This window comes from Streptomyces sp. NPDC091377, from assembly GCF_044757045.1.
Classification (GTDB): Bacteria; Actinomycetota; Actinomycetes; order Streptomycetales; family Streptomycetaceae; genus Streptomyces.
This window is the reverse complement of sequence record NZ_JBIVUE010000026.1, coordinates 82,822-99,872: the sequence shown is the minus strand read 5'-3', so window position 1 is coordinate 99,872 and position 17,051 is coordinate 82,822. Positions and strand designations below refer to the sequence as shown.

11 protein-coding genes and 1 pseudogene are annotated in these 17,051 nt (G+C 68.4%); 8 read left to right on the top strand and 4 right to left on the bottom strand.

Annotated elements, in window-relative coordinates; genetic code table 11:
• The first annotated feature begins 457 nt into the window (after window positions 1-457).
• A complete protein-coding gene (locus ACIQNG_RS35750; protein ID WP_401490997.1) occupies window positions 458-1,786 on the top strand; it encodes a hypothetical protein in 1,329 nt (442 codons plus the stop codon).
• The gene (locus ACIQNG_RS35745) at window positions 1,783-4,443 is read left to right on the top strand and encodes a Helicase associated domain protein (RefSeq protein WP_401490995.1); all 2,661 of its coding nucleotides are present in this window, start codon (window positions 1,783-1,785) and stop codon (window positions 4,441-4,443) included. Before ACIQNG_RS35750 ends, ACIQNG_RS35745 begins: the two co-directional genes overlap by 4 nt.
• A 395-nt stretch (window positions 4,444-4,838) precedes the next feature.
• Here ACIQNG_RS35745 and ACIQNG_RS35740 read toward each other — a convergent pair whose 3' ends face one another.
• Genes ACIQNG_RS35740 through ACIQNG_RS35730 form a run of 3 tightly spaced genes read right to left on the bottom strand, consistent with a single transcriptional unit; the run spans window position 4,839 to window position 8,610 of the window.
• Window positions 4,839-6,512, bottom strand: coding sequence for an ADP-ribosylglycohydrolase family protein (locus ACIQNG_RS35740; RefSeq protein ID WP_401490993.1), 1,674 nt, complete (start codon window positions 6,510-6,512; stop codon window positions 4,839-4,841).
• A 17-nt stretch (window positions 6,513-6,529) separates the two neighbouring features.
• Window positions 6,530-7,213 (bottom strand): DarT ssDNA thymidine ADP-ribosyltransferase family protein, encoded by a 684-nt coding sequence (locus ACIQNG_RS35735; RefSeq protein ID WP_401490991.1) that lies wholly within the window; start codon window positions 7,211-7,213, stop codon window positions 6,530-6,532.
• A complete protein-coding gene (locus tag ACIQNG_RS35730) occupies window positions 7,210-8,610 on the bottom strand; it encodes a 3'-5' exonuclease (protein ID WP_401490989.1) in 1,401 nt (466 codons plus the stop codon). The genes ACIQNG_RS35735 and ACIQNG_RS35730 overlap by 4 nt, the downstream gene beginning before the upstream one ends.
• A gap of 204 nt (window positions 8,611-8,814) precedes the next feature.
• Here ACIQNG_RS35730 and ACIQNG_RS35725 point away from each other — a divergent pair, with 204 nt between their 5' ends.
• The 6 genes and pseudogenes from ACIQNG_RS35725 to ACIQNG_RS35700 all read left to right on the top strand — a co-directional run bounded on the left by ACIQNG_RS35725 (window position 8,815) and on the right by ACIQNG_RS35700 (window position 15,639).
• A complete protein-coding gene (locus ACIQNG_RS35725; protein WP_401490987.1) occupies window positions 8,815-10,209 on the top strand; it encodes a DNA-binding protein in 1,395 nt (464 codons plus the stop codon).
• Between the two features lie 210 nt (window positions 10,210-10,419).
• On the top strand, window positions 10,420-11,130 hold the full coding sequence (locus tag ACIQNG_RS35720; RefSeq protein ID WP_401490985.1) for a TnsA-like heteromeric transposase endonuclease subunit: 711 nt from the start codon (window positions 10,420-10,422) through the stop codon (window positions 11,128-11,130).
• Window positions 11,127-13,229 carry a Mu transposase C-terminal domain-containing protein gene (locus tag ACIQNG_RS35715; RefSeq protein WP_401490983.1) on the top strand — a complete coding sequence of 701 codons (2,103 nt, stop codon included), beginning with the start codon at window positions 11,127-11,129 and terminating at the stop codon, window positions 13,227-13,229. The genes ACIQNG_RS35720 and ACIQNG_RS35715 overlap by 4 nt, the downstream gene beginning before the upstream one ends.
• Before the next feature lie 116 nt (window positions 13,230-13,345).
• Complete coding sequence (locus ACIQNG_RS35710; protein ID WP_401491001.1) at window positions 13,346-14,317, top strand: TniB family NTP-binding protein; 972 nt, start codon at window positions 13,346-13,348, stop codon at window positions 14,315-14,317.
• 224 nt (window positions 14,318-14,541) lie between these two features.
• Window positions 14,542-14,953, top strand: a pseudogene (locus ACIQNG_RS35705) (helicase associated domain-containing protein); the annotation flags it as partial.
• Between the two features lie 68 nt (window positions 14,954-15,021).
• On the top strand, window positions 15,022-15,639 hold the full coding sequence (locus tag ACIQNG_RS35700) for a hypothetical protein (RefSeq protein ID WP_401490981.1): 618 nt from the start codon (window positions 15,022-15,024) through the stop codon (window positions 15,637-15,639).
• Between the two features lie 72 nt (window positions 15,640-15,711).
• Here the strand turns inward: ACIQNG_RS35700 and ACIQNG_RS35695 are convergent, their stop codons facing one another.
• Window positions 15,712-17,037: a hypothetical protein gene (locus ACIQNG_RS35695; protein ID WP_401490979.1), complete on the bottom strand. Its 1,326-nt coding sequence runs from the start codon at window positions 17,035-17,037 to the stop codon at window positions 15,712-15,714.
• Between the last annotated feature and the right edge of the window lie 14 nt (window positions 17,038-17,051).

Sequence of the window (17,051 nt, the reverse complement as noted above, 5' to 3'; positions counted from 1 at the left end):
CCCGCGGAGCGGGTCCCTTCGGGCTGCGCCCGAAGAAAGCGGACGGGCCGCGTTGCGGCCCGTGCCCGTGCGGTGCACGGGCGGATCCCTCCGCTGCGCTCCAGGATCCTGGTGAAGCCGGCCGCTGCGCGTCCGGCGCGCCGCGCGATGCGCGGCCGCTGGGTTGACGGGGTGTCACGTGCGGCTAGTGAGGCTTTTTGTAGGGGAGTTGGGGAGTGCTTCGCACTCCCGGGGGCGGGTCCGCTGCGCTCCCCCGCCTGACGGTCCGTCCGGCTTTGCCTCCCGAACCTTGGGGCCCGCTGTCGCGGGCCGGGCTGGTTGTGAGGGTGGGGGATCCCTCGTTCGTGTCGGGTTTCAGGATAGCAGGTGCATCAGGTTGACGCAGCATGTACCGTTGGCGGAAACATGGGGCATCCCCTAAGCAACTATGGTGGGGGCGCGGGAAAGCGAGGACGCTTTGAATTCGCTGGGATTCGAAAGGCGCTTTGAAGCGCGGAAGGAAATCTATCGTGAGGTTACCGGACTGACGGCGGAACAGATTCACGAGCTCTGGGTAGCCGCTGGCGGCCTGGATAACCGCGAGGACCAGCCGGGACCGCTCAGCACGGAGGACCGGCTGGCAGCGGTCCGGCGGAACGAGCTGAAGCGCATCTGGACCCTGATGACCGAGGACGGTTGGAAGGCCTACTCTCCCGAGAGTGACCCGGACGTGCACCGGTGGCAGCAGGCGCAGCGTGAGCGTCAGGAGCGCGAGAGCGCTGCGGCCGCAGAGTCGGACCCGGAGCTGATCCGCTACCGGATCGTGGCGCAGCGGACCGATCCGGCGCACCCGGGGGCCGTCACGCTGACGCACTACGCGTATGCGGAGTCGGTGGAACAGGCCGTGGCGAAGGTGCGCCAAGCGCACGAGAAGCCGGGCGGCGTGTACGGGGACCAGGGCATGTACCGCGTGGTGGACGTGGTCGAGGAGAGCTGGGGGAGCGAGCTCCGGCAGCATGAAGAAGGCCGCCGGCGGTACCTGACCACCATCCTGGAGAACGCCACCGCCACCGTGCGCGGCCGTGAGCCGGAGTCCCCGGACGCGGACCTGGTCCGCCGCCTGGACGACTTCTTCACCCGCGCTGTCACCTTTCCCGACCCGCACACCAACGGCGTACACCCCCGGCCCCACCAGGCCACGTTCGGCTGGACCAGCGAACAGCCCTACATCGAGCACGCCAGCGACCCCGGCCGCGCCCTGGCCCTCTTCCTCCTGGCCTACCTGGACCACCACGGCCTGAACCTGGAAGCAGCCACCCACATCGGTGATCCCGATGCGCAGTCAGTGAGCGGGGGCGTGCCTTCGGCCCTCGAAGCAGAAGGCGGCGAGGCGCCGGCCGAACTTGTCGACCGCATCCTGGACATCTGCGGACAGCACTACACGGCCGTGACCGGCACCAGCTCCGACCAGTGGGACACGGAGCAGTTCCGGGAGACCGTGGGCATGGCGCTGCGGACCGTACGCCTGGCGGAACGGGAGGCGTACCCTCAGGCGCTGGATGACTATCTGGTCGAAAACCGGGCGCGGCTGGAAAGGCTGTGGCGTATCTACGGGCCCGCTGGTGTCTTCCCGCAGGACGTCTACCACCTGGTTGAGATGCCCGAGTCGTTCGTACTGTGCGAGCGCATCGGCCATGCTCCCATGTGGCTCAGGGGGGTCTGGGGCAGGGAATGCGAATCGGAAACCCCACTCGAAAGGCTTCGGGAAGCCTGGCTGCACGGCACGAGCGAGAGTGATGGACGATGAGCAGGATTCCGCTCAAGAAACACCAGATCGACCAGAAGTCGAGCTTCCGTAAGTGGGTCGGATTCCCTGCAAGGTCATCCGTGCCCCCCGAGGGTGCCCGTGGCACGATCGTGTCAGCGACCGGCTCCGGTAAAACGATCATGGCTGCCGCGAGCGCCCTGGAGTGCTTCCCGGACGGCCGGATCCTCGTGACCGTGCCGACCCTGGACCTGCTCGTGCAGACCGCCCAGGCGTGGCGGGCCGTCGGTCACCTCTCCCCCATGGTCGCGGTGTGCTCGCTGGAGAACGACCCGGTGCTGAACGAGCTGGGGGTGCGCACCACCACCAACCCGATCCAGCTCGCCCTGTGGGCCGCCCGCGGGCCGGTCATCGTGTTCGCCACGTACGCCTCTCTCGTGGACCGCGAGGACTTCGAGGGCCCATCGGGCCAGGGCAGCGTTCGCGGGCCGCTGGAGGCCGCTCTGGCGGGCGGAGACCGGCTGTACGGGCAGCGCATGGACGGTTTTTCGCTCGCCATCGTGGACGAAGCCCACGGTACGGCAGGTGATCTAGGTCGTCCGTGGGCGGCGATCCACGACAACGTGCGGATCCCGGCGGATTTCCGGCTGTACCTGACCGCTACCCCGCGCATCCTGGCCTCGCCCCGCCCGCAGCGCGGGAAGGACGGCCAGGAGCTGGAGATCGCGTCCATGGGCCAGGACTCGCAGACCTACGGGCCGTGGCTGGCCGAACTCGGGCTCTCGGAGGCGATCGAGCGGGAGATCCTCGCTCCGTTCGAGATCGACGTGCTGGAGATCCGCGACCCCTCGCCCGTGCTCGGGCTGTCGGAGGAGGCGCTGCGGGGCCGGCGCCTGGCCCTGCTGCAGACCGCCCTCCTGGAGCACGCCGCGGCGTACAACCTGCGTACGGTCATGACGTTCCACCAGAAGGTAGAAGAGGCCGCGGCGTTCGCGGACGCTCTGCCGAAGACCGCCGCCAAGCTGTACGTCACAGACACCGATGACGAGACCATGGTCAAGGCGGAGAAGACACTGCCCGCGTCCTCGATCGACGCGGAGTTCTACGGCCTGGAGGCCGGCCGCCACGTACCCCCGGACCGGGTGTGGGCGGCGTGGCTGTGCGGCGACCACCTGGTGGCCGAACGCCGCGAGGTCATCCGGCAGTTCGCCAACGGCATCGACGCCAACAACCGGCGCGTACACCGGGCGTTCCTCGCCTCCGTACGGGTCCTCGGGGAAGGCGTCGACATCACCGGCGAGCGCGGGGTAGAGGCGATCTGCTTCGCCGACACCCGCGGCTCCCAGGTCGAGATCGTCCAGAACATCGGCCGCGCGCTCCGGCTCAACCGCGACGGCACCACGAAGATCGCACGCATCATCGTGCCCATCTTCCTGGAGCCGAACGAGGACCCGAACGACATGGTCGCCTCCGCCTCGTTCCGCCCCCTTGTAGCCGTTCTGCAAGGGCTCCGCAGTCATGATGAACGACTCGTCGAGCAGCTCGCCTCCCGCGCCCTCACCAGCGGCAAGCGCAAGGTCCACGTCCAGCGCGACGAGAACGGCCAGATCATCGGCGCCGACGGCTCGGGCGACGGCGAGGACCAGGAGCACGACGACACCCAGGCCACCGCCGAATCCGCCCTGCTCCACTTCTCCACTCCCCGGGACGCCGCCACGATCGCAGCCTTCCTGCGCACCCGCGTCTACCGGCCGGACAGCCTCGTCTGGCTGGAGGGCTACCAGGCCCTGCTCCGCTGGCGCACCGAGAACGAGATCACCGGGCTCTACGCCGTGCCCTACGACGTTGAGGTCGAAGTCGGAGCGACGAAGTCGTTTCCTCTTGGGCGATGGGTCCACCAGCAGCGCAAGGCACTACGGGCCGGGGAACTGGAGAAGCGGCGCAAAACCCTGCTGGACGCGCCGGAGGCCGGGATGGTCTGGGAGCCGGGCGAAGAGGCATGGGAAGCCAAGCTCGCCGCGCTCCGCTCCTACCACCGCGCCACCGGACACCTCGCCCCCCGCCAAGACGCCGTCTGGGGTGAGAGCGAAGCCGAGGGCCTCGTCCCGGTCGGCCAGCACATGGCCAACCTCCGCCGGAAGGGCGGCCTCGGGAAGGACCCCGAGCGCGCCGCGGTGCGGGCAGCGCAGCTGACCGCCATCGATGAGGACTGGGACTGCCCGTGGCCGCTCGACTGGCAACGGCATTACCGCGTCCTCGCCGACCTCGTCGACGCCGACGGCCACCTTCCCGACATCGCACCTGGCGTGACCTTCGACGGCGACGACATCGGACGATGGCTCCAGCGGCAGACCCAGCCGACCGCCTGGGCGCAGCTGTCGAGCGAGCAGCAGGAGCGACTGTCCCAGCTGGGCTTGAAGCCCGTCGAACGGCCCGCTGCGACCCGGGCGGCCAAGGGTGAGAAGGCGCCGGGGAAGGCGTCAGCGGCCTTCCACAAAGGCGTTCAGGCCCTCGCACAGTACATCGCCCGCGAAGGCCACCACCGCGTCCCCAGGGCGCATGCAGAAGAGATCGCGGTGGAAGGCGAGGCTGCCCCGGTGGTCGTGAAACTGGGCGTGTGGATCTCCAACACCAAGACCCGCCGCGACAAGCTCACCCCCGAACAGCGCGCCGCACTCACGGAGCTGGGCGTGGAATGAGCGTGACAGGCTGCCCGGCTCGTCGTTGAGCGGGGACGTCAGCGAAGTGGAGGCCCCGGGGCGTCGCCCTGCTGCCGCTCCAGCAGACGACGCACCACCAACCCCCGGGGCAGCACAGGACCACGACCGGCCCTTACCTCTTGATTCCACACCCCGATCACACCGACCGGGCCCACCTCACCGCATAAGAACTCACGAACCTGAGACAACATCAGCCACCATGCGATAAAGCCCCACTCCAGCAATCCCATCCCTAGATCTCTCACCCCATGACAGCGGCCCACCCACCCACAAACACCCACTGAACAGCCCCGCAACACCCATCCCCGGACCAGCACGACCGACTCTCACCACCACCGACACCAACCCGAGAAATCGCACAGGCAGCTCTCGTTTCAGCGAGGGCGCTCCTGCTCGCTGTGATAGGCGCGGGCCAGTAGCCCAGCGAAGGCAGCGGCCCGCTCGACGCCGTACCGACCACCTCGGATCTGGTGAAGCAAGGCCCGGCCTACCTGATCGGGAGTGAACCCGTTTCTCGCCAGCTCTTGAACGATCTCCTCAATGGACGGTGGTGCCTGCCGGTGGGCACGCTCGCTCACCGCACCAGGTGCAGTCCCGGCAAGGACGGGCCTTTGATCGGCGGATACGGCAGCCTGCACCGGGGCTTCGAAGAGAGGTTGCTGCTCTTTCGGGACGTCTGCAGCCCGCCGACTCCGCGGTGGTCGCACGTCCCCCGGGAGCAGGTTCTCATCCAGTGGCCTGAGATCCGGCCTGGCGCGGACAAGGACGCTCTGGCCGAACGGCAAAGTGCCCCACACGTATGTGGTCTGGTTACTCGCTGCTGGTGTGTCCGTAGGCGTAAGGGGCCCCAGACCGGCCAGTGCTGGCCCCATTGGCGTGTGGCCTACGAGGTCGAGCGTGGCCTTGGGAGGGCTCCAGCGCAGAAGATCCGGGTAGGCGAATGTGGAGGCCTCACGCCCTTGAGAAATGTCCCACATGCGCCGTGCCTCGGAGTCGATTAGCTGGACATCTTGCACGGTGCCAGGCGGGGGGCCTGCCGTGACGACGCCTAGAAGAGCGCCAGCCATGGTGGCGATCGTGTCGGTGTCCGAGCCGAGGGTGTTGGCGGCAAGGAGCAGGCCAGCTTCTGGGGAGTCGGCATAGGCATGTGCCAGAACCGCGGCAAGCAGAGTGGTGATTGTGCCTGATCCACGCGTTGCGTCGTCGAAGCCGCCCCACCGCTGCACCAGGGCAGCGTAGGTCTCTGTTGTGAGGGGCGTTGTGGGGTCGAATGCCTCGAGTGCTGCGCGGCATTCGTTGGCGACGGTGACGGCGGCCGAGCGGAAGTCGATGCCAGCGGCATCACTCCATGTGGGTAGCCACAGGTATGCCAGTTCGTCGTCTTTTGCGATGACGTCCGGTACCTGCTCCAGCCAGTCGACTGCGGGGCGCCACTGCTTGGGGCCGGGGAGTTCGTTGGTGTCCAGGGCGTGGGCCAGCAGGATGGCGTGCAGGACGGCGCCGAGGATGCCCCGGGGGTGGCCGTGAGTGCTGACGGCGTTGCGTACGACGTCGCGGGTGATGTGGTCCCAGTTGGTGAGGTCCCGTGCGGACCAGACGTGGGGCTGGATACGCATGGCGGCGCCGTTGCCGCCGATGTCGACGTAACGGGCGGCTTTGGTGGCGAAAACGTTCTGGGACCACTTGGCTTCGACCCGCATCAAACCGGTGGCTGCCGCTTTGGTCCCGCGGCCGGCGCCGAGGGCGTAGGCCTGCCAGGCAACGACTTCGATCTTCGCGAAGGCCTCGGCGTCGAATTCCCCGTCTCCGCGAATGGCGCGTGAAGTTGCAAGGCGCAGTTGGGTGTCATCGGAGTAGGCGCCTGCGGGCAGAGGCATGTCGCGTCCGTAGCGGCCTCCCACGCGCCTCTTCCAGGGCACGGTCGTGGTGACTTCATCCTGTCCGACGCGTCGTCGCACGCCGGCGGTGTCGGTCAGTTCGGTGATGAAGCCGAGTGCATCTCCGTACGCCGCCCACTGGGCTGAGGCGCGTACTGCCTCCCATTGCATGGCGCTCACCGTAGTCCTTACCTGCCGAACGTGACCGGGTCGACGATGATGTCGACCTCATCATGTCCGCTGACACTGACAATGGCCTCGGCCTTCGCTGCGTCTTCGTCGGTGAGGACGAAGATGCGCTGCAGGTGTCGGGTTGAGACAGCCTGCGGGTAGAGCACTTCGGCCTGGGGATTGGTCGGGAGGTGGGACGCTCGGTCCCAACGCGGCATCGTCTTCTTGAAGCCTTTGGGGACGCGGTCAGCGAAGAGGGCTTCGGCTCCGGGCAGTCCCTCGACGGGGGTGATGCCTTCGTATCCCATGTTGCCTGGGGCGAAGAGGACGCCGGGGTGCGTCATGATCACTGGATCGAAGCTGAGGACAGCCCAGAACAGGTCTTCGTTCGCCCACCAGTCTTCGCTGCTGATACGAAGGAAACGGTGGTTGGGCTCGCTGATGCTGAGGTTCACGTACGACCAGTACTTGGGATCCTCGCGACGCCACTTGGTGTTCTCGTGGTAGATGCTCTCGAGGTACTCGTCTTTGGCAAGGAGCGCCCGAGCTTTGCACAGCCGCTGCACGAGGATGCCGAGCAGACCACGGTTGGTGGTGAAGTGCACCACTTCGGTGATCTTTCGTTCCTGGAGGAGCGTGCTGATTCCCTCGGCGTGTATGTCGCCGTCCGACGTGGGCGGACTCGGCTCTGTGGTGGTCATACGGCCTTCACGTCATAGGTGTCCGGGTCCATGCAGGCGATGAGGTCGCTGGCCTCGGAAGGCTTGTAAGTGATGGTCAAGGTCTTGCGGGCCCGTCCAGCGGACATGGCCAGCAGGCGCAGGTGCGCGTCTCGCTCGCTGTCACCGGGTTCAGTGGCGTGCGGCATGACCTCGCTGCTGAGGCCGACGATGATCACGTGGTCGAACTCCAGGCCCTTTGCGGAGTGCATGGTCGACAGCGCCACGTTCACCGGGCCGGTGGGCCATTCCCCGGTACGCGTGAGCGGGACCCAGGCCAGCCCGGCTGTATTAAGGCGTGCCTTGACCTCGCTGAACCAGCCGCCGCCCCTGGCATGGAGGATGGCGACGGACTCGTCGTTCTCCGGGCCGAGATCGTTGAGGAACTGCACCACGTGGTCCATCTGCTGGGTGAAGGTCCCCTGGACCAGCAAGGGCTTGTCGCCATCCTCCCCGCAGGAAGAGAGGTCCGGGATCGCGGCATCGTCCGTGGTCTCTACGTCGCGCAGCAGGGGGGCGGCGAAGGCAGCGATCTGCCGGGTGTTGCGGAAGTTCTTCGACAGCAGCTTGCTGTTGTGCGGCCCCACGCTCAAGCCGACTTCAGCCCAGGTGAAGCGCTGGGGGTAGATGCGCTGGGCCGCGTCGAGGACGAAGGTGAGGGTGTGCTCGTCGGTGACGTGGTTGAGGACCGCCCGGACCTGGTTGGCGGAGAAATCCTGGGCCTCGTCCACAACGACGACGTGGTACGGGTCGTCGGCGCCCTTGGCCGCCATGGCGTTGGCCAGGTCAGCCCAGTCCCATGCCTGCTGTTCCTTCTTCCACTCCTGGAAAGGAACGATCACCTCGTCCAGCAGCCGACGGCGCAGCGAGGCCGGCATGCGCGGGGAACGGCCACGGCCCTGCCGCTCGCACTCGATGTACTCGGTCAGGCGGTCCGGCGTGAAGCGGCCCAGGACATAATCCACTTCAGAGCGTACAAAGTCCTCGGACAGGGGCAGGGCCGCGGCCAGGGCGTCCAGCTTTCCGTTGTGCTGGTGCTCTTGAAGGATCCGCTCGTAGGGCACGCGGTCGGTGGCCCACTTGGCGAAGGTGGAGATCGTCAGCTCGGCGTCGTTGCCCTTGATCTGTTCCTTGGTCAGTTCCTCGATGTAGCCGCGCAAAGTCTTGTTATAGGTGAGGACCAGGACCCGCACGGGACCGTCGATGAAGCCGTCACGGCGGCGCCGCTGCCAGTACCGGACGGTGAACTTCAGCCGGTACAGGGCGGTAGTGGTCTTGCCGCTGCCGGCGGCGCCCCGTACGACGAACACCCCCGGCTTGTGATTATTGATCACCGTGAGCTGCTCGCTCGTCGGCTCTGTCGGCCTGAGAACCTTCACCCGCGCGTCCCCTCCCCAAGACTCGCTCCCCCGTACCTGAGGCCATGTTAGAAGTCGGCGCCACCAGGCAGGCTGAAGATCGGACAGGCATTCTGTCGCATGATTACGGTTAGCGATACACCGCTCACCCGTTCGGGTGACGGAAACTGGCCAAGGCTCCCCAGAAACGCCCACCCGGATCGCCGAAAACGAGACGGTGGTGGAGTGCCCCATCATCCCGGCCTTCTGCGGACAGCTCCCCTGCCTGGGGAGACGACCTCGTCGCTGATCTGCCGCATCGCAGGCCGCTACGGGATGGAAGCGAAGGTGTTGCGGTCGTACTGGCAGTGGCGCAACTACCCGCCGGGGCACGACGGCGGGGGCGCGCGGGCCGACGCCGAGGTACTGCTGAACACAGCCGGACGGCAGCTCCTGGCGGGCCTGTCCGGCGCCGAAGAAGACGTGCTGGCGCGGGCGTTGCCATCCTGGGGACAGGAGGACACCAAGCTGTCGGCCGGAAAGAACGGGGTGCCGGCGGCGGCGTGGCGGACCGGTGGCGCGGTCGCCGGCCCGGTCGCCTTCGGCTGCCGCCTGTGCGCGGCCCGCCGCACGGGGACAGCCGTGCGGGTGGTGCGGTACGCGCCGCGCTGGGAGCGGGTGTGTGTCCGGCACGGGCGGTGGCTTCTGGACGCGGACGCCGACCAGCCTCTTGAGCATCTGGACCTGCGGGGTGTGCCGGAAGTAGCCGCGGCGCAGCGGCGGTGGACCGGTGTGGCGCGACGGGCAGCACGGGCCGGAGTAGAGCCGGAGCGGGTGTTCGCGCTGGCGCACGCGGTGGTGGCCCGGTGGTGGGAACAGGCCCTGCACTGGGAGCGGGAGACGATCTGGCCGCAGCGCCTGCACCAGGTCGCAGGCGGCAACGCAGGGACGGCTCTGGACCGTTGGCGGACCGTGGGGCGGGACACGGTCGTCTTCCCCGAGGTGGTGGCCGTGGCCGACGCGCTGCTGGACCCGGCCATGGCTCAGCTGGCGTGGACCGACAGCGGCGCGGGGCGGCCGCGGGCTCTGCCCGCCGACGGGATGTTCTGCCGCCGGCTCGGTGAGCGGGTCGGCCGGCCGTGGCTGGGGCCGCTGGCCGCGACCGACTACGGCGGCCCGCTGACCTCCTGGATGGGCAGCGTCATCCGCATCCGCCGCGGGGTCGGCGGACCGCCCGGATACGACAACGACCCCTGGTGGCTGCGCCAGGAACACCAGCCCGCCACCATGGCCGGACAGCTGCGGGTGCTGGGCAAGGAGAAGAAGGCGCCCGGCTCGGGAAGGATGTGGCGCGCGACGGTGCCCGCCGAACAGCGTGCGCTGATCACCAGCACCATCGAGAGCGCCGAGGAACAGCTGCTCCAGCTGCGCGGGGTGCAGACTGGACCGACCGCCGACGTCGCCCAACAGCTTCTGCGCAACCTCCGCCACAGCGCCGCCCTGATCGACAATGCCTGGAAGCGGACCGCCCTGGCCGCGGTGAACGCTGGGATGCCCCTGGAAGAGGTCGCCCAGTGGGCGGAAATGTCTCCCGACGCCTTGATGACCATGCTCGCGGCCGGCCAGGAAGACGGCGGCTGAGAATCGTGTTCGTAGCGGGCGCGTTGGCTGTTGGCCGATAAGAGCACTCGTCGGTGGCAGAAATACTGAAAATGCGAGCGCGCGCGGCTGGGCAGGAGTTTGCTGGCGCGAGTGATCAACGCAGCAGAAACCCGGCCCGGGGGCCGGCCAGGGCGGGCCGCACCGTGTGGGAGCGGCTTCGAGGCGGTCTTCCTCGACCCTCTCGGGCAGATGGTCCAGCAGCGATGGGTGGACGCGGCCTTGGCAGTGGCCTTCGAGGGCCTACCGCCCGTCTCCGCGTTCCCGGCGATCCCGGGGCGGCGGTGGGGACCGGGCCTGTGGTGGTCGGCCACGACCGGACGGCACGTGGCGGCCGGGTCGAACGCGATGCGCCTCCAGCTGATGGTCCTGGACCGCGCCCCGGAGGTGACCGGGCTGGCGGGCCGGCCTGTGCGGCTGCTGTGGCGCAACCACCGCGGACAGGTCCGCTCCTGGGTTCCGCAGCTGTTCGCCCGCTATACCGATGGCACCGCCCTGCTCGCCGACTGCCCCAGCCACCCCGACGCCGGCGGCGAACGCGCCCTGAACGCCGCGGAGGCCGTAGCGGAAGCCTGCGCGCACCTCGGCTGGACCTACCGGCGTCTCGCCCCGCTCGACGACATCCTCGCCGCCAATCTGAAATGGCTGGCCGGGTACCGCCACCCTCGCAACGCCGGGCGCCCCGGCCTCATGCCCGCCGTCCTCGACGCATTCGCCCAACCCCGGCCCCTGCTCCAAGGCGCGGAAGCGGCCGGCGACCCCATCGAGGTTCTCCCTGCCCTCTTCCATGCCCTGTGGCACAGACAACTGACAACCGACCTGGACACCCCCCTCCACGAGCAGGTCCTGGTCGGCCCGGCCCAGAGCCGAAACGGCCTGGACAGGACGGGAGGCCGCAGGTGAGCGCCCGGCGCAACACCCGACCGGCGCTCAGGGTCGGGGCTCACGTCCGCTTCCGCGGCGTGAAGTGGCAGGTGGTAGCCCTGGCCGGGCAGGACATCCACCTCATCGGCCCGGACGGCGGCGGTGAGGCCGTACTCGCCGGGCACCTGTTCGCCGACCCCGGCTTCACCGTCATCGGGGCCGAGGTGCCCCAGCCGGCCCCGCAGTGGGGGCTGTTCGAGACCGCCCCCGCCGCGGCGCGTGAGAAGGCACTGGCCTGGCAGCGGCACGTGAGAGAGGTTGAATGCGGCCTTGCCGGCGGGCCCGGCAGTGACGGGGCGGTGCGGCCGCAGTACGACCCCGAGCAGCACACACTGGCCCAGCGCGAGCAGGCCAAGGCCCAAGAGCTGACCGCGCTCGGCTTCGGGCGCGTCTCACGCACCACGGTCCAGCGCATGCGGCTCGCCTACCGCAAACAAGGCCTGTGGGGGCTCCTCGACCACCGCAGCACGCGCGCCCCCAGTCCCACCGGGCGGGCCGACGAACGGGTCGTCGCCGCCGTCCGCGAGGCGCTGCGCCGCCGGCGCGGCCGCTCCAAGGGCACCATCAACGGTCTGTTCCCCCTGATCAACCACATCCTGGATGACCGGCACGGGCCCGGCACGGTGCCCACACCGTCCCAGGCCACGCTGTACCGGCTCGTCACCACCCTCGCTCGCCCCGGTGAACTGCCCACCGGGCCTGTCCGGGCCATTCCCGCCAGCTTCGACGGACGGGCCTTCACCCCCACCAGCGCGCTGCGGCCCGGCGAGCAGGTCCAGGTCGACACCACCCGCCTGGACGTCCTCGCCCTCTTCGACGACGGACGCCTCGCCCGCCCCGAACTCACCATCGCCATCGACGTCGCCACCCGCGCCATCCTCGCCGCCGTCCTGTGCCCGAGTGCGACCAAGGCCGTCGACGCGGCCCTGCTGCTGGCGGAGATGGCCGTCCCGCACCCCGCCCGCCCCACCTGGCCCAACATCCTGCGCATGGACCACGCCCGCGCACTCCCCCACCAACGGCTGGCCACGCTGGACGAACGTCTGGCCGGCGCCGCGGCCCGGCCCGTCGTCCTGCCGGAGACGATCGTCGTCGACCGCGGCCGCGTCTTCGTCTCCCGCGCGTTCACCGCCGCCTGCGAAACCCTCGGCATCAGCGTCCAGCCCGCACCGCCGTTCGCCCCCACCGCCAAAGGCATCGTGGAACGCGCCTTCGGCACCATCAACGCGCTGTTCTGCCAGCACCTGCCCGGCTACACCGGATCCGACGTCACCCGCCGCGGCCCCGACACCGAACAAGACGCCTGCTACAGCGTCCCCCACCTGCAGGACCTCCTCGACGAATGGCTGGTCCACTACCACCACCGCCCCCACGAAGGCCTGCGCCACCCGATGATGCCGAAGAAGGCCCTCACCTCCAACCAGATGTGGGCCGCGCTCATCGCCGTCGCCGGACACGTCCCCGTCCCGCTGACCGGCCACGACTACCTCGAACTGCTGCCCGTGCGCTGGCAGGCCATCACCGCCTCCGGCATCCGCATCCACCACCGCACCTACGACGCGGACCTCCTCGCCCCCTACCGCGGCCAGCCCTCCCCCATCACGGCGCGCGGCGGGAAATGGGAAATCCACCACAACCCCCACGACGTCCGCCAGATCTGGATCCGCCTGCCCGACGGCGAACTCACCGAGATCCCGTGGATCCACCGCGACCACGTCCACCAGCCGTTCAACGACCACACCTGGCAGCACATCAGAACACTCGCCCTGCACGACAACCACGGCGATACAGAGCAGTACGAAGCCGACCTCGCCGACGCCCTCGACCAGCTCATGCGCCGCGTCCACAGCGGCCACGCCACCAGAACCGAACAGGCCCTCATCGCCCGCACCACCGCCATCCCCCTCCCCACAGCCCGCCGCCCAGAACACGACACCGGCCAGAACGCCGACGACCCAGCGCAGCGGCACGAGGACGACAGCATCGACGACCTCGACGACCTCCCCGACGACGACACCCTCGCCGCGGCCACCGGATTCGGGCTCTACAACGCACACGAGGAAGCCGACAAGTGGTAGCCCCCCGCCCGCGCACCGACCACGCCACCCGTGCCGGCGACACCAGCCCGAACGACCCCCGGGCCCACAACGGCGCCACCGGCGCAGGCGGCGGTGCGGCCGAGCTGTCCTGGCCCCTGACCACCTGGCAGGGCTGGCACCAATTCGTCACCACCGAACCTGTCACCCCGCCCCAGCCCGGCCAGCCACCCCGCAGCCCGGAGGAACGCCTCGCCTACCACTCCGCGTTCGTCACCATCCGCACCCCCGCCATCAGCCAACTCGCCACCCAGGTCCGCGCCCTGATGATCCTCGGCCGCCATCAACAGGCCACCGCACGGCCCTCGCTGATCGTCACCGGACCCGCCGCAGCCGGCAAAACCACCGCCCTCCTGAACGTCGGCCGCACCTGCCACCTCGCCCACACCCGCAAAAACCCCACACCGCCCGGATCAGCACACGCCGCGGTACCCGTCGCGTACGTCCTCGTCCCACCCGGCGCCACCGCGAAAACACTCATCACCGAATTCGCCCGCTACCTCGGCATCCCCACCACCACCCGCATGACCCAGACCCAGATCACCGACGCCGTCTGCCACACCTACACCCAAGCCGGTGTCCAACTCGTCCTCATCGACGAAATCCACCGCCTCAACCCCCGCACCACCACCGGCGCCCAGGCCGCCGACCTCTTGAAAGACCTCACCGAACGCCTCCGGGCCACCTTCGTCTACGCCGGCATCGACGTCACCGACACACCTCTCTTCTCCGGCACCCGCGGCGCCCAGATCGCCGGACGCGCCACCCTCATCACCTGCGGCCCCCTCCCCGCCCGCCACGGAACACGTGAACCCTTCCGCGACGTCATCACCGACATCGAAACCAACCTCGACCTCACCCACCACAAAAACGGCACCCTCCCCCGCCACCACACCTACCTCCACCAGCGCACCGCCGGCCGCATCGGATCCCTCACCCGACTCATCCGCCAAGCCGCCATCACCGCCATCTGCGACGGCACCGAACGCATCACCAAAGCCTCACTCGACACCATCCGCCTCGACCACCTCGCCGAAACCCACCACCGCCCCCGCACACCAGGCCGCTAACCCCACCCACCCAGCAGGCAGAACAGCCCTGACCAGCACAAACACCAGCCGAGCCTTTTCACGCCAGAGCTACCTACGACGAACCAAGCCAGGCTCAGCACACAACACACAACCCCAGCTCACACACCCCGACCTCCCCGCCTGAACCAGTCACACGACCTCTCAACAAACCAGCAACACACCAGGCCAGCCGCCACCCCGTACACCAACAAGCCCTCCCCCGAGCGTCAGGTGTCCTGTTCGAGGGCGACGACCTGGGCAAGTGGCTCGCGCGGCAACGCGAGGCGAGCACCTGGGCACAGTTGTCCACCGAGCAGCAGGAGCGCCTCTCCAGGCTGGGCGTCACACCGCTTGAGGCGCCGTCTCCCGCCCCGGCGGCCGCGCGGTCGGAAGGGCCCGAGCAAGGCCCAACAGGCGTTCCAGCGGGGCGTACAGGCCCTCGCGCAATGGGTGGAGCGGGAAGGCGGAGACCGTCCGGTGCCGCGCGGGGCCAGCGAAGAGATCGCGGTCGACGGCGAGGCGGAGCCGGTGACCGTGAAGCTGGGCGTATGGGTCTCGAACACCCGTGCCAGGCGGGACAAGCTCAGCGCAGAGCAGTTGGACGCTCTGCGGGATCTAGGTATCGAGTGGGCGTAGTGCCCTGGACGGGCGGTGCTCCCTCGTTACGGGCACCGTGTTCTGCCCGCTCACTTACGATCCACAGCATGAATGACGGTCCTGCTTACCTGTCGGTGAAGGTCAATTTCGACAACAGCGACTACGACAATGTGTGTGACACCTTCGGCGGTGGCTTCGAGCGTCTCCCTGCCTGGCGGGCGCTGGGAGACCTGCTCGCTCACCGGCCGGGATGGCATTTCGACGTCGTTAACCGCGGCGAAGCCCTGTGGTGTTTCGGTGTCCTGGGTGAATGCCGCCTGGCCATCCACGTGAGGGAAGACCTGCGCTTCCACTGCTACGACCACGACAAGGACTCGGACACCATCGCGGCGGACTCGACCGAGGTGGAATCCTGGCTCCAAGGCCGGGAGGAGACCGCCCAACAGCCGAGTGACACCCTCCTGGAGATGGCGAGCTCGAACTCCTGGGACTTGCTGAAGCGCTACACGTTCCGGCTCCGGGTGAGCTGGTCGGACGGCTATTACGCCGCGTCCGTCGCCGCCCTTGCAGAGGCAAGCTTCGGACCTACCATCCCCGAGGCCGTCAACGGCGCCGCAGAGATGATCTGTCACCCCTTCAAGGCGCCAGCGGAACTCGCGTCGGCCCTGACGCTGGCCGCCGAGCTCGATGAAACCGCGGTACGGCACATGCGAACCGAACGCTGACTTCCTGTCGCAGCGTCGCCGGGACGACCGTCTCGGGGACGGTCGAGGCATCCGTCGACGTACGGAAGACCGTCAGGCCCACACCTTGTGTTCCTCAGTGAAGTACGGCCAGGGCTGGCAGCGGCTTTCAGTCTTCTCCAGCAGCCGGTCGATGCCCTCTGCCCAGGTCTGCAGCTCGGTGAGCTCCAGCAGCAAGCGCTCGATCTCGGCACACGCCACTTGCAGCCGACGGCCGTGCCCGTTGATCTCCAAGAGGGACTGCGACGATTCGATCTCGGCGCCTTCGGGCAGGACCCACCGGACGTCCAGCCCAGCCCTTCGGAGTTCTTCGACGAAGTTGTCGGAGGACAGCGTCACGGTGAAGACGAGCACATCGGCGATGAGTCCGGCGCACTGCGCGGGCTGCAGCGGATAGATGCCCCACGGCGCGGTGAGGTAGTTGCGGGCAGCGCTGTCCCCGCTGCCGTAGCAGACGCGCTGTCCGGTCAGCCGGGTGCGGCGCAGCAGCGCTGCGTACTGCGCTTCAAACTGTCGTGTGGCTTCCAGGGACCCCCATTTGTTGCCAGCGGCGGAAATGTCGAGGGCGAGCAGGCCGCGCTGTCCAGGCACCCGCATCGTTTTCAGCCCGTCGCGGTGGGCGTGGGCGAAAGCGTCAGCGAGAGCAGAGAGGTGGGTGGCGTAAGGCACGCCCGTGTCGATGAGTCGGGCATTCTCATGCCCAGGGAGCGGACCACCCTCGTGGAGCGCTTCGGCTGCCATCCGGGTGCGATGGAATTGCGCTCCCTCCCGCCGGTTCGGGTTGGTCTTCAACTCGTACAGCAGGATGTCCTGCTCTTCGTTCTGGTCGGGCTTGCCAAAAACGGTGACGTCGCCGATGCGCAGGCAGTCGGTGAGGTCGTGCAGCATCGCGAACTGCCGATGCTCATTCCACTGCTGGTCCGCGAACTGGATCTCGTGGACAGTGCCGTCCTTGCTGAGAGTCATCGGCCCCGGTGACTCGTTGCGACGCAGGGCGAGTATGTGGCGGCGGTCGTAGTGGAAGGCCCGCCAGGCCATGGCATCACCGATCGAGCGCAGTTGTCGGCCTACGCGCTCCAAGACGTCCAGTTCCAGCCGCCAGTCGTCCAGGTCGTGTGGATCGCCGATCACGAGATCCGGGGCATCAGGCGGAAGCTTCTGCCCTCTCCTAAGCCTCTTGAACACCCGTGATCGCTCCGCCCGCGCGTCGTTCGCGGCAAGGGTGGCGTGCAGCAAGTCCTGCTGGAACGCTACATAGTCCTCCGGAGTCCGGCATTCGCGCAGATCGCGAATGAACGCGATCAGCCGCTCACCCGTCTCGCGGTGGAAGGGGTGCTTGATCAGCACGTCCAGACGGTCGGACGGCATGTCGGTCAGCATCGGAGGCACGTGGA